We start from the raw sequence: 23858 nt of genomic DNA on the forward strand, positions 1-23858 counted from the left end.
AGGTTGCTGGGCCGCCGTCGGGTAGTAATTGAGGGTGGTCAGTGATCGTCGGAGCGCAGGGCCACCTCGGCGGTTTCCGCCTCGATCCGCGCTTGGTTCTCCGCCCGCTTCTTGGCGCGCCTCTCCTCCTTATGTGCCGCCCGGACCTCTTTGCGCCGTTCGACGAGGAGGTAGAGAGCGGGGACGAGGATGAGCGTGAGCACCGTCGACGAGGTGAGCCCGCCGATGACGACGATCGCCAGGGGCTGCGAGATGAACAGTCCCCCACCGGTCAGCCCCAGCGACATTGGCACGAGGGCGAAGATCGTTGCGGCCGCGGTCATGAGGATCGGGCGCAGGCGCAGTCGGGTGCCGTGGACGATCGCGTCCATGAGGTCAAGTCCGTCCTCACGCAGCTTGTTGATGAGGTCGATGAGCACGATCGCGTTCGTCACGACGATGCCGATGAGCATGAGCAGACCGATGAGTGAGGGAATGCCCAATGGTGTGCCGGTCGCCAGCAGGAGCAGCACGGCTCCGGTCGCGGCGAACGGAATCGACACCAGCAGGATGAGCGGCTGGACGAAGCTGCGGAATGTCGCGATCATCACGAGGAACACGAGCACGATCGCCACGGCCATCGCCATTCCGAGCTGACCGAACGATTCCGCCTGCTCCTGACTGGCACCGCCGACGTCGAAGCTGACTCCGTCGGGCAGATCCATGGTCTCGGTCAGGTCAGTGGCCGCGGCGGTGACCGTTTCTAGCTGGCCGCTGGACGGGGTTGCGAACACAGTGACCTTCCGGTCGCCGTCGGCACGGTCGATCGTCGCCGGGGTCTCGGTCTTCTTCACCTCCGCGATCTCGTCGACGGTGATCGGCTCACCCTTGATGTCGGGGATGGCGGCCTGCTCATCGGCAAGCGCCTCTTCCTCCTCCTGGCTCTGCTCCTGTTCACGCTGGCCGTCGACGAGGTCGTCGATGGCGTCGTTGGCCTCCTTCAGCCCCTTCTCTGCCTGTTCGACCCCTTCGCGGGCCTGTTCCACCTGGTCGGCAGCCATGTCGCCCGGGCTCGGAGCCGGCGGCGGATTCTCGGCATCGCGCAGAGCCTTTCGAGCCTGTTCGAGCTGGTCGGCCGCGTTGTCACGAGCTTCACGGGCAGACTCAAGCTGCTCGGCCGATTCGTCAGCGGCCTTGCGCTTGGCCTCCTCGGCGCGGGCATCGGTCTTCTCCTCGACCCGATCGGTCGCATCCTCCTGGGCATTCTGCGTCTGCACCTCGGTGACGGGCAGTTCGAGAGCACGGATCTCGTCCGGGGTCGCATCCGGATGAGTCGGGGCGAGGGTGATGTCGCGCTCCTGGCCGTTGAGGGTGATGGTGCCGGCCTCGACGCCGTGGAGTGCGGCGGCGATGGCCTGGCCGACCTCGGCCTGGCTGAAACCGTAGTCGGCGGCCTTCTCCCGATCGACATCGACTTCGATGACCGGCTGGTCGGCGGCGAGGTCGTTGCGGGCGGACTTGACACCGTCGGTGTCCGCCATCGTCTTCGTCACCTCATCGGCAGCCTTTCGCAGCGCACCCAGGTCGGTGCCCGAAAGGGTGACCTCGACATCCTCGCTGACGGAGCCGCCGGCGTCCTGGACGTCGATCTCGCCCGCGTCCTTCCCGAGGTCGTCGAGTTGGGTGCGGAGGCGGTTCGTCGCGACGTCGGCCTCGGAGTCTTCGGCCAGGGTGACGTTGAACTGGTTCTCCGCTCCGGATTCCGGGCCATTGACCGTGGTCGAGTAGGTGTCGACGTCCGGATCATCGCCGAGCACGGCTTCCACGCGCTTCGCGGCCTTGTCACCGGCTTCGAGCGAAGCGCCGGCGGGCAGCGTCTGCGTGATGTACACGGAGTTCTGCCCGGCCGATCCGAGCAGGTCCGTCTTGAGGAAGGTCGCGCACATCATCGTGACGATGAAGATGACGACGGAGAAGGCGATGGTCCTCCAGGGGTGGTGCAGGGCGGAGATGATCGCCGGCAGGCTGCGCTGCTGGAGTCGATCGACTCGGCCGGAGGCTTCACCGTTTCCGGGAGCGGGAGCGACGACGGGTTCGACGGTCGCGTCCGGCAGCGGGTCCTTGCCCTTAGCCGCGCGTTTGGCGTTCTTCTTCTCGATCGTCTTCTGCCGGCGTTCGGCACGGGCCACCGAGCGGCGCTGCTGCTTGGCCGCCCACAGCTCATAGCTGCGGTCGGTGGCGGCTTGCCGTTTGGGCGAGAGCGGTTTGGGGCTGCGGCGCAGGACCCAGTAACTGAACACGGGGACGATCGTCAGCGCCACGACGAGGGAGGCCAGCAGTGCCAGGGAGACGGTGACGGAGAAGGGCCGGAACAGCTGTCCGGCGATGCCGTCGACGAACGCAATAGGTAGGAACACGGCGACGGTGGTCAGAGTCGAGGCAGTGATGGCACCGGCGACCTGCTTGACGCTGGCGACGATGTCTTCGACCGTCAGGTCGCTTGTGCCCTGGCGTCTCCGGATGTTCTCGATGACGACGATGGAGTCGTCGACGACGCGGCCGACGGCGATCGTCAGGGCGCCCAAAGTGAAGATGTTGAGCGTGTAGTCGCCGACCATGAGGCCGATCATCGCGATGAGCAGCGACATCGGGATCGAGATCGCGGCGACTATGGTCGATCGGAACGAGCCGAGGAAGGCGAGGATGACGAAGATCGCGAAGATCAGGCCGAGTCCGCCTTCGACTGAGAGGTCGTGGATCGACTTCTCGATCTCCGGGGCCTGATCGAAGATCGTCGAGAATTCCGTGTCCTCGCCGAGCTTCGGACCGACCTTGTCGAGGGTGTCGGCGACCTTGTGGGAGACATCGACGACATTGGCGTCCTGGTCCTTCGTCACCGACACAGTCACGGAATCCCTGCCGTCGGCACGGGACAGGGAGGTCTTCTCGACCGAGTCGAGGTCGACGTCGGCGACCTCACCCAGCAGCACGGTGCCGTCCCCAGTGCGCAGGGGCGTCTTCTCGATCTGCTCGACGGCGTCGACCTCGGTGCCGACCTCGACAGCCATCGACGTGTCGCCCTGTGAACTCTGGCCAGCGGGAACGACAGCGCCGGCGGCTTCGAGCTCATCGGGCACGGAGGATTCGACGACGTTCTTCTCCGCCACGTCCTCGGGGCGGAACGTGATAAAGACTCGCTGCTCGTCCTGGCCGGTGACCTCGACGTTCGAGACTCCGTCGAGAGCCCGGAGCTCGGGGACGAGGTCGGTCTCAAGACGGTCGCCGAGGGTGGCGGAGTCTCCGCCGGAGACGGCGAACATCGTCACCGGGACCTCATCCATCTGATAGGACAGCACCTCGGCTTCCGCATCGGCGGGCAGGTCGGACTTCACTCCGTCGACGGCCGAGCGGACGGCGTCGGTCATCTCTTCGGAGTCCTTGCCGAACGGCCAAGTCACCTCGGCGGTCATCATCCCCGACGAGGTGGAGGTGGTCACCGATTCGAGCTCTCCGACCCCGTCGAGTGCGGTTTCGAGGGGCTTGGTCACAGTCTCCTCGATGACCTCCGGAGAAGCGCCGGGGACGGTGGCCTGCACCGAAGTGCCGGGCAGGTCAACCGAGGGCATCGTCTCCTGGTTGAGTGAGGTGGTCGCGACGATGCCGAAGACGGCGATCACGAGGGTGAGCAATCCGACGATGAGGCGGTTCTTCAGACTCATCCGGGTGATCAGGTGCACAGGGGTCCTCCGGGTTCGGGGGTGTGAGCAGGGCGCTCCGGTCAGTCTTCCAAGCGGATCGCCTCAGCGGATCGCCCGAAAGTAGGCAACGGTGTCCCCCAAAAGGATGAATTCTCACTGCTGTTCCCGGCAGGTCGATCATGACCGTTCGGTGGGGCACGTTCCGACCCTAGAAGCGGTCACGGGTGCCCGGCACGGGAGTTGACCTCCAGACCACCCTCAGGAAACACGGAGGGAAACCGGAGGATCCCCTCCCCTTGCTACCTGACGGCGGCCCAGCAACCTCGCGCGAGGTTGCTGGGCCGCCGTCAGGTAGCAATTAGGTGTGGAGGCGGACGTGGTGGAGGAAGCGTTCGGAGCGGTCACTGCCTGATGCCGCGACATCCTGGCCTGCAGCCGCGTCGCTGTTGAGGGCGGCTGTCAGAGCGGCCTCGGCCGCCTCGGTGTCGAAGTCCTCACCGATGACGACGAGGACGCTGTCCGCGTCCGGCCGATCACCGTCCCCCGCCCTCGAGGACGGAATCTTCGGGGCGGGTCGGGCCGCCTCGGCGACGTAGACGTTCGGGCCCACCGCCTGCACATCGAAGCTGCGCCTGCGGGATCCCTCGACCGCGAGCACGGTGCCCTTCACGCGATACACCCCGGGCGGGAGGTCTTCGACGAAATCCATCACCGCATCCGGATCGACAGGACCGCTTCCGGTGACGGTCACCGACTGGGCATGGCGGTGGGGCAGGGATCCCTCCTCGACCTCGTCGTCGCCGATCTCGTCGGCGGCCGCTTCGGCGTAGGCCTGACGGAGCAGTTCCCGGATCGGCAACTCGGGCTGGACCGGGTCCTCGCCGACGTCGGAGCCGCCTCGGCGTGAGTCCCGCTCTCCAACGCCTGGATCGAAGATCAGGGTGGGGTCGAGGCGAGCGTGATGGGTGCCGATGACGATGACGCGCGGATTGCGTGCGTGGACGCGGGCACGCACGGCCTCGACCGTGTTCTCGCGGTCGGCCGCCGGCACCTGGTCGAGCTTGTTGACCAGCACCAATGTCGTCGCGGCGAAGCGCAGAGGCGGCAGATTCGAGGTATCGACGGTGTCGAAGTACATGGTGGCGTCGACGACGTCGATGACCCCGCCGAGGTGGAATCGGTGGTGGCCCATGCGGGTGATCATGCGAGCCAGGGTCAGGGGTTCGGCGAATCCGCTGGCTTCGACGATGATCGCGTCGAGGCGCAGCTGGGGGTTCGTCATCGCCACGAGCGCGTCCTCGAGCTCGGAATCATCGGTCAGACAGCACACGCACCCGCCCGAGATCGACAGCGGTTCGTCGACCTGGCCGACGACGAGTCCGGCGTCGATGTTGAGGTCGCCGAAATCGTTGACGATGACGCCGATGCGGGCGTCGGGGTGGCGCAGGAGGTGATTGAGCAGACTCGTCTTTCCGGCACCGAGGTAGCCGGTGAGGAGAATGACCGGGATCGCCGGTCTGCGTTGGGGTCCGCTCATAGTGCCTCCTCGGGTGTGTGTCCGACAGTCCGACTGCGCAGGTTCCGCTGGGCGTGCGGGCCCGTTCTCAGTTCGGAGTCCATCGTCGGTGTGGTTGAACCGCCCGTTAATGGTAACGTGTTTCATTATTTCTCTCGCATATGCGCGTTCACGCATATGCCCCTGACAACAGGGACGATGAGATCGACTGCGACGACAAGGGAGGATTGGCCATGGCAGCTCCGCAGAAGAAGACGCGCAGCACCGCGCAGAAGGCGCTCATCCGCTCTGCCCTGGAGACCGAGACCCGCTTCGTCTCCGCCAAGCAGCTCCATCGCCGCCTCGAGGACGGCGGGGCCAGCGTGGGCTTGGCCACCGTATACCGACAGCTCAATGCGCTTGCGCGCAGCGGCGACGCCGACACGATCACCATCGCCGAGACCCAGCTCTTCCGCGCCTGCGCGCAGACCGAGCATCACCACCATCTCGTCTGCGAACGCTGCGGCACTGCCGTCGAGATCGACCCGCCGAGTGAGGACTGGATGCGCCAGATCGCGGCCTCGAACGGCTTCGAGATCACTCACCACGTCTTCGAGATCTTCGGCCTGTGCGCCGATTGCCGGGCGTCAGCCGCCGGCAGCTGACGCTTCGGCTTGGTGAAACTGCAGCAGCCTGGCCCTGCACCAAGCCGCTGCAGTTTCACCAAGCTGGCATCGGGAATTGCCGGCGTCAGCCTCGACGCGCGGAGTCCCACGCGGGGAACTCGTCGCGAAACCCCAGCCAGGCCATCGGACCTGCCAACAGCTCAGCATCGGTGAGAACGGCCCGGTCGAGCGCGTCGCACAGCCCCGCCTCGTCGAGGTCGACGCCGATGAACGCGAGATCCTGACCGAGCGCCAGCAGCTCCGCACCCCCGCCGGGAAGCGGATCGACGGTCAGCGGCGAGAGCGTGAGCAGAGTGCCCGTCTGATCCCAGTGCGCGGTCACATAGGGTCGGGAGGCGAGCTTCGCGAAACCGGCAGAACGGACGATGCGCCCCCAGCAGCCTTCGCCGAGCGCCGCACCCAGCACTGCCTGCAGTCGCTGCGGGTGAAAGGGCCGCACCTGCTCGAAGCGGCAGGCGCGGACACCGCCCGACCGGGCCGGGGGCCGAAACTCCGAGTTGAGTATCGCCGTCCACCCTGCGACAGGAGGCCGATGCCCGAACTGCCAGCACACGGGCTCGTGCACCGCGCCGTCGCGCAGCAGGAATCGCCTGGCCTCGGGTGCCAGATGCGCGATCAGCCCGATCGCCGCCTCGACCACATCCGAATCGGAAGGCTCGGGCTCCAGCAGAGCCAGAGTCGAGGCGAATTCGATCTGCGCAACGAGGGCTCCGGCGCGAACTTCCGAATCGAGGTCGCTGTGCAGGCAGGCAAGGTCGAGCACGCAGACGAGATCGGTGAGCACGGCTCGCGTGTCGGGGGCGCTCAGGGCTCCGATGATCTCCGCACAGTCCGCGTCTTCCCCATATTCGAGGACGAACCCGTGCACCCCGGAGGTCATGCCCACCAGTTCGACGAGGCGGTCGATCGCCTCGATGCCCTGTTCCGTCTGCTCCGCCGGCACGAAGACATATCCGCGATCTCTGGCCAGACCCATCGCATACCTCCTGCGCTCGGCCGCGCAGAGTCCGACGACGGCGATCGCTTCGATTCCGTCGACGATGGAACTCCGATCACCTTCGGCTGATCCCCGCATTCGCTTCCCTTCGATCGAGAACATAGTATTGATCGTAATGATACTCATTCTCACTAAGGAGTCACGCTCATGAAGGTTCGCCGTTCTCTGCGATCGCTGAAGTCCCAGCCCGGTTCGCAGGTGGTCCGCCGCCGCGGCCGCGTCTACGTCATCAACAAGAAGAATCCTCGGTTCAAGGCCCGCCAGGGCTGAGTCGGGCGCGAATCGCTTCGAGCTCGGCTGCCGTATCGAAATCACGCACCACCTCAGGGGCGACGACGACCACAGCCGGTTCGAGCCCCCTGAACAGCAGCTTCACCGCACCGTCCGTGGGGTCACCGAGTTCGGCCAGACGAGTACGCAGGAGCCCGGTCGGCCAGGCCGCGCAGAGAAACTGCGTCTTCCCCCGATCGTCGGTGCCCGTGGCCGGGCGTCCGGTGGCCCGGCACGTGGAGATGAGCTCACCGAGGTGGCCCGCCGTGACCATCGGCATGTCCCCGGCCAGGACGAGGGTGACATCGGCCGTCTCGGCCGGGAAATCCGTCTCAGGCGGCATCGCCTCCGCTGCGGCCGCGATCCCGGCCAACGGGCCCGCGAACTCGGGTTCTTCCCGAACCACGCGGACGCCTTTCTGCTCCGCCTCCGAGAGTCCGTCTGCGGGTCCGGCCACCCACACCTCGGCGTCGGCTGCCGCACCGCGGATGCTCTCCAGGATTCGGGAGATCGTCGACCGTCCTGCCACCTCGACGCCGGGTTTGTGCTCACCTCCGAAACGTCGCGAACGACCGCCGGTGAGAATGATCGCGTTGACCGTCATACCTCGATCGTACCCACCGCGAACTCCACGTTCTGCACCCCGCGGACGACGAATTCCGCAGCCCATCAGTCTCGAATCAACGCTAGTCTGGGGACCGAGAACACCCACCTCGCGCACGCACCGTCGAGTGCGCCGCGCACCGTCGAGTGCCCGGAGGAAGATCATGTCGAAGTTCGATGTCGTCGAAGCGTCCATCGCCGATCTGCGAGCCGCCCTCGCCGGCGGCCGCACCACCTCGGTGGAGCTCGTCGAGGCCTATCAGGACCGGATCGCAGCGTTCGACGGCCCCGACACCGACACGAAGCTCAACTCCGTGATCGTGAAGAACCCGCAAGCCCTCGCCGAGGCGGCCGCCTCTGACGAACGGCGCGCAGCCGGCCAGACGCTCGGTCCCCTCGACGGGATCCCGTACACCGCGAAGGACAGCTATATGGTCGCGGGCCTCACCGTGGCCTCCGGGTCACCGGCCTTCGCCGACCTCGTGGCGCAGAAAGATGCGTTCACGATCGAACGGCTGCGTGCCGGCGGTGCCATCTGCCTAGGCCTGACGAACATGCCGCCGATGGCCAACGGCGGCATGCAGCGCGGACTCTACGGCCGGGCCGAAAGCCCGTACAACGCCGACTGGCTGACCAGTGCCTTCGCCTCGGGGTCCTCGAACGGTTCGGGCACGGCCACGACGGCGAGCTTCGCAGCCTTCGGCCTCGGCGAGGAGACGTGGTCCTCGGGTCGCGCACCGGCGTCGCACAATGCGCTCATCGCCTACACCCCCTCGCGCGGGGTCATCAGCGTGCGCGGGAACTGGCCGCTCGTGCCGACCATGGACGTCGTCGTCCCCCACACTCGCACGATGGCCGACCTGGCCGAGGTTCTCGACGTCATCGTCGCCGACGACGAGCAGACTCGCGGGGACTTCTGGCGCGTCCAGCCCTGGGTGGAGATCCCGAAGGTGAGCGCGGTCCGCCCTGACTCCTATGCTGCGCTGCTGCCGGAATCGCTCGCGGCGGCACAGACGGTGTTGGCCGGTAAGCGCCTCGGCGTTCCGCGGATGTACATCAACGCCGATGACGAGGCCGGAACGAACCCGGACGGCGGTATCGGCGGGCCCACGGGAGACCGAGTCGAGACTCGCGCCTCGGTGATGGAGGCCTGGCAGGCGGCGCGAGCCGATCTCGTATCCGCAGGCGCCGAGGTGGTCGAGACCGACTTCCCGGTCGTGAGCAATTACGAGGGCGACCGCCCCGGTGCCTCGACGATCGCGACGCGCGGGTTCGTCACCGCCGACTACCTCGATCGGGAGATCAACGACCTCTCGTCGTGGGGGTGGGACGATTTCCTCGCCGCGAACGGCGACCCGAACCTTTCCACCCTCGCCGAGGTGGACGGAGCCATGATCTTCCCCCACCCACCCGGTGCGCTTCCCGATCGATACGTCGGCTTCGACGATGACATCGCGACCTACCCGGAGCAGGTGCGCACGAATCGCTATGCCTCGGTCACGGAGATCCCCGAGCTCGCATCCGGTGTGCGCGGGCTCGAGGAGACTCGCCGGGTCGACCTCGAGGAGTGGATGGATGAGCATGGCCTCGATGCGGTGATCTTTCCGGCGATGGCCGATGTGGGACCGGCGGACATGGACGTCAACGAAGCGTCTGCGGACCTGGGGTGGCGCAACGGCACGTGGGTGGCCAACGGCAACCTCGTGCCCCGCCACCTCGGCATCCCGACGGTGACGGTGCCGATGGGCACAATGGCCGACACCGGTATCCCCGTGGGCCTGACGATCGCCGGTCGCGGCTGGGACGATTCCGCACTCATCGAGATCGCCGCTGCGTTCGAGGCGACAGGTGAGCGCCGGCAGGCGCCGCCGCGGACTCCGCGGCTGTAGACACGCGGCAGCTGCGCCGGCTCACTCGCTCGCCGACTTCACGGTCCGGAGGCGATCTCGCGTTTTCGCCTCGAGGCGTCGCGCAGCTGCATCCATCCGGCGAGGATGAACCAGATGAGGAAAGGGTAGGACGCGGCTCGCTCGACGATGCCGTCGGGCAGGTCCCAGGTCTCGGGAGCAGCCAAGAACAAGGTACCGGTGAGTCCGAATACGCCCAGTCCGAGCGTGAGCCCGCCGAATTCGGCGGGACCGATCCGGCGTTTCTCGGGCCATCGGATCATGGCGATGCCGGCGGCAAGCACGCCGAGGTTCTGGATCACGGATCCGCCGATTCCGAAGACGGCGTGCAGTCTCGGATCGATGTCTGCCGGGACCATCCCGGTTCCGGCCAGCAGCATTCCGCCGGCGGCGAGCATAAAGGACCCGCACCGGCCCCAGCGAGTCGGAGCGATCCAGTCGTGCCAGATGAAGGCGATGATCGCGAGCATCGATCCGGCGATGATGGAGACGCCGTTGACGAAGGGATGGGCCGGTGAGCAGACCTCGATCGGGGTTTCCGCGTCTCCCCAGTCCCCGCATCCGGTCATCCCCAGATGGCTGATGGGCTGCTGTGCGAACGAGTAGCCGCCTTCGGACAGCAGTGCCGCGGGGATCTCGATGAGGATCGTGGCGAGGCCGGCAAGCACGGCGAGAAGCGCCCACACCCGCTCGGGTTTGGGCGAAACGCGGATGGTGCCCGAACCGGCCACCCCTGCTCCTCCGTACGGCGACATCGGATGGTGGTCACGGTATCACCGCGCCTGCCTGAAACCTTCTGGTGAACCGGTCCGGCCCCTGGCGTGTCGAGGCACAACAGTGGAAAAGTATTGACCATGGTCGATTACACGGTTCTCGCCGAACGCGCTTTCACCCTCTTGCAGGGACATCACCAGGACGAACCCCTCGTGCTGCCGACCGTCTGGGATGCCTGGTCGGCTCGTGCGATGGTCGACGTCGGTTTCAATGCGCTGAGCATCGGGTCGCACCCGCTCGCCGATTCGCTCGGCCACGGCGACGGTGAGCAGATGACCCTTGAGCAAGCGCTCGAGGGGATCTCCCGGATCACCTCGGCGGTGGATGTTCCCGTCACCGCGGATCTCGAGTCCGGGTACGACACCCCCGCTCCCGAGCTCATCGCCGGTCTCCTCGACGCCGGAGTGGTCGGTGTGAACATCGAGGACACGGTCCACAGCCGGGGCAGCATGCGCAGCCCCGAGGAGCACGCCGAATACATCTGGAGCCTGCGCCAAGCCGCCGAAGCGCAGCGGGTCCACGTCGTCATCAACGCCCGCACCGATGTGTTCAAGTATCCGGGCGACTTCGACGACCCGACCGCCGAGGTGGTCCGGCGTCTGCGTCTGTGCACCGACGCGGGCGCGGACTCCGTCTACCCCGTCCGTCTGCCCGATGTGGGCACGCTCAAGTCGATCCTCGCGCAGATCACTCTGCCGCTCAATGTCACCGCGCACCCGATCAAGGGCGCGGTGCCCGAAGAACTCGACCTCTCTCAGCTCGCTGAACTCGGGGTCGGGCGCGTGACCTTCGGTCCGCTTCTGCAGGCGGCGCTGACCGACTGCTTCGCGGATTTCACGCGCGCTTGGCAGTAGGGTCATCCCCCTGCCGTCGGCATCATTCACTGCAACTCACCTCCACCCCACCACAAGAGGAGACGCAATGCCTGCCAACCCCCGCGAAGGCCAGCCGATCTGGATCGACTATGTCTGCCAGGACTTCGAGGCCGCCCAGAACTTCTACACTCAGCTCTTCGGCTGGGAATTCACCGACATGGGTGAGGACTTCGTCCACTACAACATGATCACGAAGGACGGAGGCAACGTCGGCGGCGCCATGCGAGCCATGAACATGGACGGCACCCCGAGCCCGGAAATGCCCACAGCCTGGTCGACCTACCTGCACACTGGCGACATCGCCGGAACCTATCAGGCTGCGCTGGGCGCCGGAGCCGCCGAAGTCGTCGGCCCCATGCCCGTCGGCCCGCTCGGCCAGATGGCCGTCGTCGTCGACCCGACGGGATCACCCATCGGCATGTGGCAGCCCGGTGAGTTCGCGGGCTTCGATACTCCGCTCACTCCGGGAACCCCCGTGTGGTTCGAACTCATGACGACGAACTATCAGGCGGCCAATGATTTCTATGCCAAGGTCTTCTCATTCGACATCACCCCGATGGAGGGGTTCCCGTACTCGACGCACGGCGACGGTGACGAGGCAGTGGCCGGAATCTGTGATGCCAGTCAGTGGGCACAGAACTCCTACTGGCGCACCTACATCAACGTCGAAGATGCCGATGCCGCGGCAGCGAAGGTGACCGAGCTCGGCGGCACAGTGCTCGCCGGTCCGGAAGACTCCCCGTACGGACGCATCGTCACGGTCACCGATCCGGAGGGGGCGACGTTCCAGCTGCAGCAGAATCTGTGACCGTCACGGAGGCGGTCCGACATTGTTCCGCACGACTGCACTGCGGCAGCCGCTGAACCGACCGTGACCGCCACCGACCGTTTCGAACCGCTACGGCGGCGATTCCTCAGCCTTGGGCTCGGAGAGATCGTCGCCGCAACGGTCTTCGCTGTCGTCCCGACACGGCTCGCCTTCATCGCCGCCGACGGTGCCGAGACCGCTCTGTGGTGCGCATTGTTCCCGCTGCTCTTCATCCTCGTCCAAGCTGGGATCTACTGGCTGCTCGCCCGGCATCACCTGCCCGAGCCCGTACCCCGCGCGGTATCCCGCCTTTATCGGGGTCTGAGAATCATCAACCCGCTCGTGCTTGTCGCCTCCGGGATCGGCATCGTCGTCGCTTGGCCCGGCGCTTCACTCAGCGCAGTCCTCATCATTGCCGTGTGGCTGTTCGCGGTCGCCGAGTACATCAACTACTTCCACGTCCGACTCTCCTACCCCTGGTCAACGTGGGCCAGGCAGGTCGGACGTAGGTCGACTCCGAGGCTGGTCCGGGACCTGCGTCGCGCGTGAGGACTGATCAGGCCCGCAGCGCAAGGGCGAATGGCAGCACCGAGGAGGCTCCCGCCTTGCGCAGCAATCGTGCACAGACCGTCATCGTCCACCGCGAGACGACCTCGTCGTCGACGAGCAGCACTGATTTCCCGGCCACCGCTTCCTCGACGTCGGGAGGAACAACGAAGGCTTCATAGAGGTCCTTGACGCGGAAGGCACTGTTGACATCAGGTGTGCCGTGGTCGCCGACCTGCAGCAGCTCACCACCGTCGACGAGACGACCGGCAGAAGCGAGATTCGCGGCCAGGGACCGCACCGTCACGGGACGTCGGGCACTCGGAATCGACACGACCACCTCGGGCCGTGTTTTCCAATCCCATTGCGCCAGCACGTCGAGGCACCATTTGCCGATCTGACCGGGCACCTCGGCATCGGGAGCATCGGGGGCGAGGAACGACCGGAGGGTCTGCCCCTGCCCGAGGTCGGACAGACGCGCGATCGCACGCCCCTCCTCGGCGAGCTCTTCGGCCGGGATCCGGCCCTTGAGCGGGACACCGATATTGGCCATACCGCTGGGCCAGGTGCTGCGCGGCTCGATGGGCAGACCGATCTTGTGCAGGTTCCCCGCCGCGGCTTGGCGCTGTTCGTCGGAGATCTCGGCCGAGTACCACACTCCGGCGCAGTTGTCGCAGCGACCGCACGGCTGCGGGTCGGGGTCGTCGAGCTGACGGATGAGGAATTCCATCCGGCACTGCCCGGTTGCCTCGTAATCGAGCATGGCCTGGGCCTCTTCGGCTCGGACAGCTGCGACCTTCTCATAGCGATCCCGGTCATAGGTCCACCCCAGCCCGGTCGAAACGTACCCACCTTTGACCTTCGTCACGGCGTCTTCGACCTCGAGGGTCTTGAGCAGCAAATTCAACCGGGAGCGTTTGGTTCCGACCAAGGTCTCCAAGCGGGCCACGGACAGGGGGCCGTCCGCCTCGGCGAGGGCCGCGAGCACAGCATTCGCGTCGTCCTGGTTCGGCATCGACGCGGTCGCGAAGTACTCCCAGATCTGTTCGTCTTCTGCGCCCGGCAGCAGGAGGACGTCGGCGGAGTCCGTCGCGCGGCCGGCACGACCGACCTGCTGGTAGTAGGCCACAGCCGAGGACGGTGCGCCGATGTGGATGACGAATCCGAGGTCGGGTTTGTCGAATCCCATGCCCAGCGCCGAAGTGGCCACCAGTGCCTTGAGGCGGTTGTCCTTGAGCTGCTGTTCGAGTTCGGCGCGCTCTTCGGCATCGGTCCGGCCCGTATAGGCGCGGACCTCGTGGCCTTGTTCGCGCAGCATTCGGGTGATGTCCTCGGCGGCAGAGACGGTGAGCGTGTAGACGATTCCGGACCCGGTGAAGTCGTTCAGGTGCGAGGCCAGCCAGGCGATTCGGGCACTGGCGTCGAGTCCGGGGAGGACGCCGAGGCGCAGGGAATCTCGGGCGAGTTCGCCGCGGACCACGGTGGTGTCGTCGCCGAGCTGTTCGGCGACGTCGGTGACCACGCGGGAGTTTGCGGTCGCCGTCGTCGCGAGTACCGGGGTGTCGCGCGGCAGTTCGGACAGTATCCGGCCGATGCGGCGGTAGTCGGGGCGGAAATCGTGGCCCCAGTCGGAGATGCAGTGGGCTTCGTCGACGACGATGAGGCCGAGGAAGGCCAGCAGCTGCGGCAGCACTTCGTCGCGGAACTGCGGATTGTTCAGCCTCTCCGGGGAGACGAGGAGGACGTCGAGGCTGCCGGCCCTGAGGTCCTCGAGCACGGAGTCCCATTCGGTGACGTTCGAGGAGTTGAGGCTGGCGGCGCGGACTCCGGCGCGTTCGGCTGCGGCGATCTGGTCGCGCATGAGCGCCAGCAGCGGGGAGATGATGAGGCTCGGCCCGGTGCCCGAGGCCCGGAGCATGCGGGTAGCGACGAAGTACACGGCCGACTTGCCCCACCCGGTGCGCTGGACGACGAGGACGCGCTTCTTGCCTTGCACGAGGTCGCGGATGGACTCGAGCTGGCCGTCGCGGAACCGCGCGGTCGGGTTCGCGGTGAGCTCGGCGAGGATGCGCTGCGCCTCGATCGCGAAGCCGTCAGTCGTGCCGGGAGAGTCGGCAACGGGTGGGGATGTCGGGGTGGATTCCGTCATGGGGCCAGTCTAGGTGGAGGCACTGACACCGCGGGCCGTTCCCCCGCCCGGCATCACAATGTGGTCAGCACATCGATACGAGGCTCGATCAGGACCACCTTCGGCTCAGCGCAGGGCGTACTCGACGCCCAGGGTGGCGAGCACACCGAAGAGGATGCCCCAGAGGATGATCGAGATGATCTGCCAGACGGCCACGACATTGCGATTCGCACCGAATCCGACCATTGCCGATGAGGTGATCTGCGAGGGCAGCAGTGTCTGGCCCAGCAACGAGACTCCCGGCACGCCGAATCTGTCGAACATGCGCTTGAGCCGCTGCCGCTTCGGTTTCTCCTCGACCTCTTTGTTCTTCGTCGCTTTGTCCCTGATCGCGCCGGCTCCGTAGACGAAGGCGAGCATCGAGACGACGTTGCCGATGACGGCCACCAGTATTGCGACGACGGGATGCAAGCCGATTGCCACGCCGATCACGGAGCCGAAGTACGACTCGACGAAGGGGATAGCGGAGACGAGCAGAACGCCCGCCCACTGCAGCCAGTCGGGGAAACTTCCGGCGAATTCCTGCAGACTGTCGATCATGAGGGCTCTCTCTTCTTCCGTTGGGGTCCTCTGGTCGGGTCAGCACACTGTTCCTGCCGCGTCGCTTCAACGCTTTAGTACACCGTACTAGTACAATGTACTATACACTGAAGCAAAGCACCGATGTCAATGACGCAAGGAGCTCGGTTGTCGAAGCGAGACGACATCATCACCGCGGCCATCCGGCTGGCGGAACGGTCGGGACCCGGCGAGGCCAATCTCAGCGTGCGCGCCGTGGCCAAGGAAGCAGGGGTCGGACCGTCGACGCTGCGACACTATTTCCCCACCCAGGCAGACCTCCACGAGGCGGTCGCGCTGCGTTCCATCGACACCGTCGTCAAGGATTTCTCCATCGACGATGCGGCCCGCGCCCCAGCCGACCGGCTCTATGAGTGCTGTGCCCAGTTTCTGCCGACCCATGAGCATCGGGATGTGCAGCTCGAAACCTGGTTCTCCATGCACCTGCACGCTCTCGGCGCCGAGAAGCGGGCAGTGTCCCGGCGTCTCCTCGAACACGGCCACCGAGTCACCTATGACAGTCTGCATCGCTGGCTGAATCTGCTCGCCGAGGAGGGGCACCTCAACCCCACCGAGGTGGCTCCGACCGCCACAGCGCTCTTCACCACCATCGACGGCATCGCGCTGCATTCGATCATCTCGCCCGAGACCATGACAGTCGACGCTGCCCATGAGCAGGTCAAGTGGACGATCGACAAGCTCCTCAGCTCGTGATCCGCCCAGCGGAGGGCAATTCAGCTCCGCCCCCGAATCACCGCATGTCGGCGGCCGCTCGGCGAAGCGCCTCGGTCAGTCGGGAGAGCTTGTCCGAGGCCAACGCCCAGTGGTGCCAGTACAGCGGGACGTCGATATGCGGATCCGTGCCGATCTCGACGAGGTCGGCGTTGAGACCGTCGAGCTGCATGACCGGCACCATCCCCCAACCGAGGCCCGCCCCCACTGCGGCCGCGAACTCCGCCGACCCCGGCACGACCGACATCGGCGGCCGCCCGACGACTCCGCAGCGGCGGAGGAACTCGAACTGCAGATCGTCATCCTGGCCGAAGTTCACCGTCGGCAGCCTCTCAAGGTCCGCCTCGGTGCCGGTGGAATGCCGATCAATCAGGGAGCGTTCGGCCACGGCGGTGTAGCGCATCGCCCCGAGCTCGGCGACCGTCGTCCCGTATCCGCCGGTCGACGTCGAGGTGATCGTGCCGAGCACCTCCCCCGATGCCAAGAGCGGCAGCGCTTTGTCCTGGTCGACCATCTCGATGCGGAGGACGACATCGTCCCAGGCGGCCGCCTCGGCGAAGATCGGGCGGAACCACGTCGCCATCGAATCGGCATTCACCCCCACCCGAAGCACGGTGGGCTCACGACCCCGGTCGCCGGATCCGCCCGCCCCGAGGGAGTCGGCGTCGATGCCGTGCAGCCGGGCGAGCGCCTCGGATTCGAGCAGTTCGACCTGCCGAGCGTAGCGGAGGATGGCCTGCCCCGCCTCGGTGACGGTGATCGGATTCGTTCGTCGGATGAGGACCTGCCCGAGGCGGGACTCGAGCGTGCGGATACGTTGACTCGCCGCCGAGGCGGTGATGCCGAGGACGAAGGCCGCCCCCTCGACGGTACCTTCGTCGACAGCGGCAGCGAGCGCTTTGACGTGATCGATGTTCATGAAGCAATTGTGCATCAGATGCATATTCTGTTGTTTTTCTTCTGGTCAGCCGGTCTCTACTGTTGGGTCCGTGCTCACTCATCTCGTCACCGGACTCCTCACCGGCTGGTCGCTCATCATCGCCGTCGGCCCGCAGAACGCGCTCCTGCTGCGGCAGGGGATCCGGCGCGAGCACCTCGGCGTCGTCGTCACCATCTGCATCGTCGCCGACGTCCTGCTCATCGCAGCGGGCACGGTGGGGATCGGGGCGATCGTGCTGCTGGCGCCCTGGGCGCTCGAGATTCTGCGCTGGCTGGGAGTGGCCTACCTGCTGTGGTTCGCGTGGACGAGCCTGAGATCGGCGCGCGACGCCACCGGCCTGAAGGCCGATACCCACCAGCGGACCCTTAAGTCCATCGTCCTCACCACTTTGGCGCTGACGTTCTTCAACCCCGGCGTCTACATCGACACTGTCGTCATGCTCGGCAATCTCGCGAACCAGCAGGGCCCCGACGGGGTATGGCCGTTCACGTTCGGGGCGATGGTCGGCTCGATCACCTGGTTCCTCGTCATCGGCTACGGCGCCCGCGGACTCTCCCGCTACCTGGGCCGACCACGGGTCTGGCAGATCCTCGACGTCATCATCGCCGTCGTGCTCGTGGCGCTGGCCGTGCGGCTGGCGCTGGGATAGCAGCACAGCCGCACCCGCCCCGGGCCTACAGGCTCAGGCTCGGATGGAGCTGGGTGAGTGTGACCATGCGCTTGCGGCTGCAGACCACGATCGTGGCCACCAGACAGAGCGCGGTCATCAGCAGCAGGACCACGGCCGCCTGGGCCGCGATGAACATGTCACCACCGGCAACCAGTGTGCGCAGACCGCTGACCGCGTGCGTCATCGGCAGGAACGGCGAGATGACCTGGAAGATCTTCGGCGCCGTCTCGACCGGATAGGTTCCGCCTGCCGAAGCGATCTGCAGCATGAGCAGCACCAGGGCGACGAGTCTGCCGACCCCTCCCAGCGCCGCGACACACAACTGGTGCACGGAGTGGAAACAGGCCGCCACGAGCATCGAGAACAGCAGGGTCCACACCCACGCTCCGGCCGAGAAGTCCAAGGCGAAGGTGAGGATCGCGTAGAGGACCGCGACCTGGGCGATACCGAAGAGCAGCCCGGGAACATAGCCTGCCCACGCGATCCGCGATGAGGGGGCCGATGAGAACAATGCCCGGTACGGGATCGCATTGAGCACCATGTAGGTGATCATTCCGCCGATCCACAGGGCCAAGGAGACGAAGAACGCGGACAGTCCCTCGCCATAGGCATCGACGGCATTGTCCTTGACCTTGTCCGCATCGACGGGAACAGCCACGACATCCGACCGGTTCTCCCGATCGTTCTTGTCATAGGTCGGGATCTGCTCGAGCCCCTTCTGCAGACCGTCGGCGAGTTCCCCAGAGCCGTCATCGAGCTTGCCGGCGCCTTTGTCGAGTTCGGTCGCGCCGTCGACGAGCTGTTCCGATCCGTCCTTGAGATCAGCGGCTCCGTCCTCGGCCTTCGCCGTGCCGTCCTTGAGTTGGACGGCACCGTCATGGAGGTCACCGGCACCCTTGGCGAGCCTCCCCGCTCCTGCGTCGAGTTTGATCAGCCCGGAGTGGAGGTCATCGGCACCGGTCGCGACCTTCTGTGCGCCGTCGTCGAGCTGACCGATCTTCTTATCGGCAGCGCGGATCTTGTCCATCACTCCGTCAACAGCGTCGGTCAGCTTGTCCTCGAGGCTCTTCGCCTCATCCGTGGCATCGGAGGCGCGCTTGTGTGCGGAATCGAGGTCCTCGCCGAGGCCGTCGGCATCCTCGGCGAGTTTCTGCACGTTCGGGTCGTCCGGATAGTCCTCCTGCAGCTGTTTGATCCGCTCGTCCATGTCCCCGCGCACTGTGGTCCGGGCATCGTCGAAGTCGCCTTCGGCGCGCTCGAGCTTCGGCCGCGCCCCGTCGACGACGTCATCGGCCTTGCGTTTGACGTCCTCGGCCTTCTTCGTCGCCTCATCGGCGGTATCGCGCAGCTCGGAGGTGCCGTCGGCGACCTGCCCGGCACCGTCGGCGAGTTTCTTCGAACCGTTCTTCGCCTCGGTGGTGGACTTCGCCAGGGTATCGGCCCCGTCGGCGAGGTCGCCGCTGCCCTTCTTCAGTTCGCCCGCACCGTCGTCGAGGTCGATGAGTCCGGAGTGCAGCGTCCCGATTCCTTTGTCGAGCTTAGTCGCCCCGTCGACGAGCTCTCCGGTCCCGTCGTGGAGGCGGCCCGCTCCGTCGTGCAGGTCGGACGCGCCGTTTGCAGCTTTCTCCGTCTCCGAATGGATGTCGTTGAATCCGAGATACACCTGGTTGACGTATTCGGCAGTCGTGGTCTCGCTCAGCCCGCCCTTGATCTCGGAGAGGATGGTCCCGGCCACCTGTCCGACGATGAAGTTGTGGGCGTCATCGGTGCGCAGCTTGAGCCCTGCCTGCTCCGGATCGTCACCGCCTGTCGACACGAGCATCTCGGAGAAGTCCGAGGGGATCTCGAGGACCGCGAAGTACTTCCCCTCGGCAAGCCCTTCATCGGCCTCTTCCTGGCTGGTCTCCTGCCAGTCGAATCCACCCTCGCCCTTCGGCGTGATCTCGTCGACGAGTTCCCGACCGGCGTTGAGCTTCTCCCCGTCCGAATCGGGCTTCTCCGCACCCGTATCCTCGTTGACGACTGCCGCCTGCAGTTTGTCGAGGTGCTCGGTCGGGTTCCAGTTCGAGGCCAGGTACAGTCCGCCGTAGATCGACGGGATGACGATGATGACGATCATCGCCAGTCGGGTGATCGTGTGGCGTTTGAATCGTGAGAGTTCTAACCAGGGCAGGGAGAACATTCGGGAATCTCCTCGGATTCGTGTACGTAGGGCAGGACGTTCAGTGTTTGGATCCGCGAGACGCGGGAGGGCGTGCCGGCAGCTCGAGTTCGACCAACGACGGCTCCGCGCGGGAGCCCAGCGATCTGGTGGCGATGTCAAGTTCGCTCGAGTCCTCGCAGGAGACGATGACCGTCAGCGGGTCCTCGGGATCCCTTGATCGGCGCAGCTGCTGGTAGATGAGGATCCCGGCCCAGGCTCGGGCTCGGTCGGCGGATTCGCGCAGGTAGTCGATGTTGTCGATGACGACGACGGGAGGGCGGCTGAGGCTCGCCAGCCCGAACTCGAGGAAGAACTTCTGCAGCTCACTCAGCTCGGAGACGAACACCTGCCCGTCATCGTCGATGAGGAAGTCCGCGCGCTGGGCGTCGTCTTTCGAAAACGTCCCCGGCGGGAGTTCGTCGATGATCTCCGCAGCCATGGTGAAAGTGTCCCGGATGAGGCCGATGACCTCGCGCAATGTCGACTTCGACGCCCACGGCTTATACCAGGGCTGGAGCATGATCTGTCGTTCGGCGACGTGCTGGGCCACCGTGAAATCGTCCTCGAGGTCCGTCAGTCCACCGACATGTCCGACCGCAACCTGTCCGCGCACGGTGCGGGCCCGTTTGCGGATATCGATATCGCCGAGGCGGCCCTCCCCCGCCGAGACCCGCATCCGTCCAGCCACGGACAGGAGGAAGGAGGTCTTTCCGCTGCCCGCTGAACCGCGGACAACGGCGACGCCGCCGGTGGGCACCTCAAGGTCGATATCGGTGAACACGTCGCCTTGTTTTCCGGACAGGGACCAACCGTGCAGCGAGACCGCCGGCGCGTCGATGCCGGCGTCCTCGGCGAGAGTGTCCGTTGTGCTCTCCATAGCCTTCGCTCCCAATCGTCTGTGCCCTCGTCGATCCGGTCCGTGCCGGAGATCTCTGCACCGCGCAGGTGACTGCAGACTACGCCACCACCGGCACGCGGGAGCGTGGAGCGGGCGACTCCACGTGAAGTTACCCATTGGTAACTCCAGTGAATTCTCTCATGAAAATGATGGGATCGTGAGCCGAGAACTCTCAGATGTCGCGAATTGCACATCGGTTTTTCGCGCAGAGGCCCTCGGGCGGCTCCCCGGGCGGCCGCTCGGATGGCCGCTCGGGTCGCCGCTCAATGGGAATCGCAGCACGGCTTCGCAGGGCGGGAGCCGCAACGCGATGACAGAGAGCGGAGCCGTAGTATCGAACACGTCGATATTCCTCGACACACTGCAACGAGAATGGGGAGCGAATGAACACGGCCGATCGCGACCTCACCGGCCTGCACGGACGGTGGGGACTGAGCCCGTCGACACTGGCTCCCGGGTGCTTCGCCTCGGTGATGGCGACCGGGATCGTGTCGATCGGTGCCGAGCTCGCAGGGCTGCATCTGCTGTCAGTGACTCTGTTCTGGCTTGCCGTTACCCTGTACGTGTTCTTCACCGTACTCACCGTGGTGCGGATCCTCCGATATCCCGATGCTGTTCGCGCCGACCTGCATGATCCCTCCCGGGCGTTCGGCTTCTTCACCGCCGTGGCCGGCACGAACGTCCTGGCGACGGGCTTCGTCGGCCTGGGGATGATTCCGCCTGCGCTCACCCTCTTCGTTCTCGGCGGTCTGCTCTGGCTGGTGCTCGGGTACGGGATTCCCTTCACCGCGATCCTCGGGTCGAGCACACGGCCGGTGTCGGCAGGGGTGAATGGCACGTGGCTCGTATGGGCGGTGGCAGCTCAATCAGTGGCGGTGGTCGCCGCGAGCCTGGGGATCGAACTTCCGCACACTCCGGACGCCGATCGCGGTCTGGTCTCGTTCCTCGCGCTCACAGCTGTGGTCATGTGGGCCGTGGGCCTGGCGCTCTATGTCGTGTGCTTGATTGCGATCGGCATGCGCATTCTCCAGCATCGGTTCGGGCCCGAGGACCTCGATGCCCCGTATTGGGTGACGATGGGCGCACTGGCGATCACGATCGTGGCGGGTTCGCGGATCCTCGATCTCGGCGAGACTCCCCTGCTCGAGACGACACGCGTACTGGTCGGAGCATCCTCGGCGCTGTTGTGGGCGATCGCCACGTGGCTCGTCCCGGCGCTCGTCGCCGCGGGCATCTGGAGGCATGCCGTCCACCGGGTGCCGATGACCTATGCGGCCGGACTGTGGAGCATGGTGTTCCCTGTCGGCATGTACGCAGTGGCGAGCATCGACCTGGGCCGGTCGGATCATGTGCCCGCGATCGAATGGATCGGGCTCCACTGGTACTGGATCGCCCTGACGGTGTGGGCGTTCGTCTTCGTCTCGATGGTCCTGTCGTTCGTCAGAACCCTCCGCCGCCCCTGATTGCCCGGGCCGCCTCGGCGAGGAATCCGGACGCGCATCGCACACCGCTGAGCGCATTTCTCACCGCCCGTCGCGGTTCGGCTCGGGCCTCGCGATACGCCCTCGTCGCAGCACAACGCCCCGCCGGCGGCATCTTGCACCTGCGCAATGGTGCGAGATGCCACTGACGGGGCGTGATGGCCGCGCAGCTGTAGGACGTGTCAGCAGCTGTGCGTGATGCTTACACAGATATCTGCGCCGAGACCGGCGCCGAACTCAGCGGTCGAAGCGCTGCCCTTCGGGCTTCGATTCCATGACCAGCAGCACGATCACGATGATCCACCCGACGAATGGGATGAAGTTGAGGAAGTAGAAAGGGCCCGCAAAGTTGGCGTCGTGCAGACGCCGCCAGGTGATTGCAAGAGTTGGAACTATTGTGGCCAAAAGGGCAACCAGCAACAGGATTCCGGCAGTCGCCATAAGCGCCGTCGCGCCGGCCGGCGGTGTTGCGTTGTAGGAGTCTGCCGGCGCCGAGAGCGAGCTGATCGTACCCCCAGCAATTCCCAGAATGTAGGGAATGATTCCGATAATGATCGTGAACAGGTATGCGAACCAGTACTCACTGCGCGAAGCCCGCCCAGAGAACTTCGCGTAGTTCTTGAAGAAGCGTTTGACGGCCTGGCCGAAGGTCGCGCCGTAGAGCGGAAGCGAGAGGTCGTCGGGACTGGCAGCACTGCGGGGTGCTCCACCATATCCGAGCCCGTCGTAGCCGTGTCCGCCAGGCATTCCGGGGTCCGGCATTCCTGGGCCCGGAACGTCGGAGTCGGAGTTGTATGCTGCGTTCGCGTCGTAGGACATAGTGACTCTCAAATAGTGATCGCGTACAAGAATGGTCGGCCAGCCGATCATCTCATCGGTGTCGATGTTGATGAAAATGCCGGCCGACCATCAGCGAGTCACAGGCCGTGAGAGTCAGACGTCGAAGCGCTGCCCCTCGGGCTTGGACTCCATGATCATCAGGATGAGCACGATGATTGCTCCGACTCCCGGAATGAGCCAGAGGAAGAACATCGGTCCCGGGTAGTTGGCATCGTGGAGTCGGCGCACTCCGACGCTGATGAACGGAAGGATCGTGGCGAGCATGATGATGGCGCCCAGGACGCCGCCGATTCCGAGCATCGCGAACGCTCCGGTCGGCGGGGTCGACATGCCGTAGGGATCGGAAGCGGCGGCTGCGGCGACCATTCCTGTGCCGATTCCATAGATGATTCCGGGGATGATTCCCAAAAGAATCACTAACAGGTAGGCGTACCAGAATTCGCTGCGCGAGGCGCGTCCCTTGAAGTTGACGTAGTTCTTGAAGAAGCGCTTGACGGCCTGGCCGAAGGATGCGCCGTAGAGCGGCAGTGAGAGGTCATCGGGGCTGGCGGCACCGCGTGGCGCTCCGCCGAAGCCCTGCCCTCCATAGCCCTGGCCGGCCGGCACTCCGGCTCCTGGTGCCCCTTGACCGGGGGTGCCGGAGTTGTATGCTGCATTCGCGTCGTAGGACATGATGACCTTCGCTTGTAGGTGACGATTCTGATCGCGTT

General features: G+C 65.7%; 21 protein-coding genes. 9 read left to right on the plus strand and 12 right to left on the minus strand.

Annotation, left to right across the window (positions count from 1 at the left end; all coding sequences use genetic code 11):
- Positions 1-38 precede the first annotated feature (38 nt).
- Positions 39-3698 (minus strand): efflux RND transporter permease subunit, encoded by a 3660-nt coding sequence (locus tag QYM46_RS16915; protein ID WP_432789894.1) that lies wholly within the window; start codon positions 3696-3698, stop codon positions 39-41.
- A gap of 337 nt (positions 3699-4035) precedes the next feature.
- Positions 4036-5214: a CobW family GTP-binding protein gene (locus QYM46_RS16920; RefSeq protein WP_432789895.1), complete on the minus strand. Its 1179-nt coding sequence runs from the start codon at positions 5212-5214 to the stop codon at positions 4036-4038.
- A 212-nt stretch (positions 5215-5426) separates the two neighbouring features.
- On the opposite strand from QYM46_RS16920, the gene QYM46_RS16925 reads away from it, so the two are divergent.
- On the plus strand, positions 5427-5837 hold the full coding sequence (locus tag QYM46_RS16925; protein WP_169253372.1) for a Fur family transcriptional regulator: 411 nt from the start codon (positions 5427-5429) through the stop codon (positions 5835-5837).
- Positions 5838-5922: 85 nt separating this feature from the next.
- On the opposite strand, the gene QYM46_RS16930 is transcribed toward QYM46_RS16925, so the two are convergent.
- Positions 5923-6957, minus strand: a complete 1035-nt coding sequence (locus QYM46_RS16930) for a GTP-binding protein (protein ID WP_432789896.1) — start codon at positions 6955-6957, stop codon at positions 5923-5925.
- A 45-nt stretch (positions 6958-7002) separates the two neighbouring features.
- On the opposite strand from QYM46_RS16930, the gene ykgO reads away from it, so the two are divergent.
- On the plus strand, positions 7003-7125 hold the full coding sequence (gene ykgO, locus QYM46_RS16935; protein WP_039212194.1) for a type B 50S ribosomal protein L36: 123 nt from the start codon (positions 7003-7005) through the stop codon (positions 7123-7125).
- Here ykgO and QYM46_RS16940 read toward each other — a convergent pair.
- Positions 7106-7729, minus strand: a complete 624-nt coding sequence (locus tag QYM46_RS16940) for an NTP transferase domain-containing protein (RefSeq protein ID WP_169253374.1) — start codon at positions 7727-7729, stop codon at positions 7106-7108. The two genes, ykgO and QYM46_RS16940, sit on opposite strands and share 20 nt — an antisense overlap.
- 163 nt (positions 7730-7892) lie before the next feature.
- Here QYM46_RS16940 and QYM46_RS16945 point away from each other — a divergent pair, with 163 nt between their 5' ends.
- Positions 7893-9617 (plus strand): amidase, encoded by a 1725-nt coding sequence (locus QYM46_RS16945; protein ID WP_432789897.1) that lies wholly within the window; start codon positions 7893-7895, stop codon positions 9615-9617.
- Between the two features lie 38 nt (positions 9618-9655).
- Here the strand turns inward: QYM46_RS16945 and QYM46_RS16950 are convergent, their stop codons facing one another.
- The gene (locus QYM46_RS16950) at positions 9656-10390 is read right to left on the minus strand and encodes a DUF998 domain-containing protein (RefSeq protein WP_432789898.1); all 735 of its coding nucleotides are present in this window, start codon (positions 10388-10390) and stop codon (positions 9656-9658) included.
- A gap of 99 nt (positions 10391-10489) precedes the next feature.
- On the opposite strand from QYM46_RS16950, the gene QYM46_RS16955 reads away from it, so the two are divergent.
- The 3 genes from QYM46_RS16955 (at position 10490) to QYM46_RS16965 (ending at position 12641) form a co-directional block, all read left to right on the plus strand.
- Positions 10490-11263 carry an isocitrate lyase/PEP mutase family protein gene (locus tag QYM46_RS16955; RefSeq protein ID WP_432789899.1) on the plus strand — a complete coding sequence of 258 codons (774 nt, stop codon included), beginning with the start codon at positions 10490-10492 and terminating at the stop codon, positions 11261-11263.
- 67 nt (positions 11264-11330) lie between these two features.
- The gene (locus QYM46_RS16960) at positions 11331-12092 is read left to right on the plus strand and encodes a VOC family protein (protein WP_432789900.1); all 762 of its coding nucleotides are present in this window, start codon (positions 11331-11333) and stop codon (positions 12090-12092) included.
- 63 nt (positions 12093-12155) lie between these two features.
- Positions 12156-12641, plus strand: coding sequence for a hypothetical protein (locus QYM46_RS16965; RefSeq protein ID WP_432789901.1), 486 nt, complete (start codon positions 12156-12158; stop codon positions 12639-12641).
- 7 nt (positions 12642-12648) lie between these two features.
- Here the strand turns inward: QYM46_RS16965 and QYM46_RS16970 are convergent, their stop codons facing one another.
- Positions 12649-14787, minus strand: coding sequence for a RecQ family ATP-dependent DNA helicase (locus QYM46_RS16970; protein ID WP_432789902.1), 2139 nt, complete (start codon positions 14785-14787; stop codon positions 12649-12651).
- Positions 14788-14892: 105 nt separating this feature from the next.
- Complete coding sequence (locus tag QYM46_RS16975) at positions 14893-15366, minus strand: hypothetical protein (protein ID WP_169253380.1); 474 nt, start codon at positions 15364-15366, stop codon at positions 14893-14895.
- Between the two features lie 147 nt (positions 15367-15513).
- Between QYM46_RS16975 and QYM46_RS16980 the strand changes: the two genes are divergently transcribed.
- Complete coding sequence (locus tag QYM46_RS16980; RefSeq protein WP_432789903.1) at positions 15514-16098, plus strand: TetR/AcrR family transcriptional regulator; 585 nt, start codon at positions 15514-15516, stop codon at positions 16096-16098.
- Positions 16099-16135: 37 nt separating this feature from the next.
- Here QYM46_RS16980 and QYM46_RS16985 read toward each other — a convergent pair whose 3' ends face one another.
- Positions 16136-17035, minus strand: a complete 900-nt coding sequence (locus QYM46_RS16985) for an ArgP/LysG family DNA-binding transcriptional regulator (protein ID WP_432789904.1) — start codon at positions 17033-17035, stop codon at positions 16136-16138.
- Between the two features lie 70 nt (positions 17036-17105).
- Between QYM46_RS16985 and QYM46_RS16990 the strand changes: the two genes are divergently transcribed.
- Positions 17106-17705, plus strand: coding sequence for a LysE/ArgO family amino acid transporter (locus QYM46_RS16990; RefSeq protein WP_432789905.1), 600 nt, complete (start codon positions 17106-17108; stop codon positions 17703-17705).
- A 25-nt stretch (positions 17706-17730) separates the two neighbouring features.
- Here QYM46_RS16990 and QYM46_RS16995 read toward each other — a convergent pair whose 3' ends face one another.
- Positions 17731-19908, minus strand: coding sequence for a YhgE/Pip family protein (locus tag QYM46_RS16995; protein WP_432789906.1), 2178 nt, complete (start codon positions 19906-19908; stop codon positions 17731-17733).
- 40 nt (positions 19909-19948) lie between these two features.
- Positions 19949-20806, minus strand: a complete 858-nt coding sequence (locus QYM46_RS17000) for an ATP-binding cassette domain-containing protein (RefSeq protein WP_432789907.1) — start codon at positions 20804-20806, stop codon at positions 19949-19951.
- A 404-nt stretch (positions 20807-21210) separates the two neighbouring features.
- Here QYM46_RS17000 and QYM46_RS17005 point away from each other — a divergent pair, with 404 nt between their 5' ends.
- On the plus strand, positions 21211-22290 hold the full coding sequence (locus QYM46_RS17005) for a tellurite resistance/C4-dicarboxylate transporter family protein (RefSeq protein WP_432789909.1): 1080 nt from the start codon (positions 21211-21213) through the stop codon (positions 22288-22290).
- 255 nt (positions 22291-22545) lie between these two features.
- Here the strand turns inward: QYM46_RS17005 and QYM46_RS17010 are convergent, their stop codons facing one another.
- Together QYM46_RS17010 and QYM46_RS17015 are read right to left on the minus strand one after the other, a co-directional pair.
- On the minus strand, positions 22546-23178 hold the full coding sequence (locus QYM46_RS17010) for a DUF805 domain-containing protein (RefSeq protein WP_432789910.1): 633 nt from the start codon (positions 23176-23178) through the stop codon (positions 22546-22548).
- 63 nt (positions 23179-23241) lie between these two features.
- Entirely contained in the window at positions 23242-23820 is a 579-nt protein-coding gene (locus QYM46_RS17015; RefSeq protein ID WP_169253386.1) for a DUF805 domain-containing protein, read from the minus strand.
- Positions 23821-23858: the final 38 nt, after the last annotated feature.

The organism is Brevibacterium sp. K11IcPPYGO002 (assembly GCF_050920635.1).
In the GTDB taxonomy this organism is placed as follows: Bacteria; Actinomycetota; Actinomycetes; order Actinomycetales; family Brevibacteriaceae; genus Brevibacterium.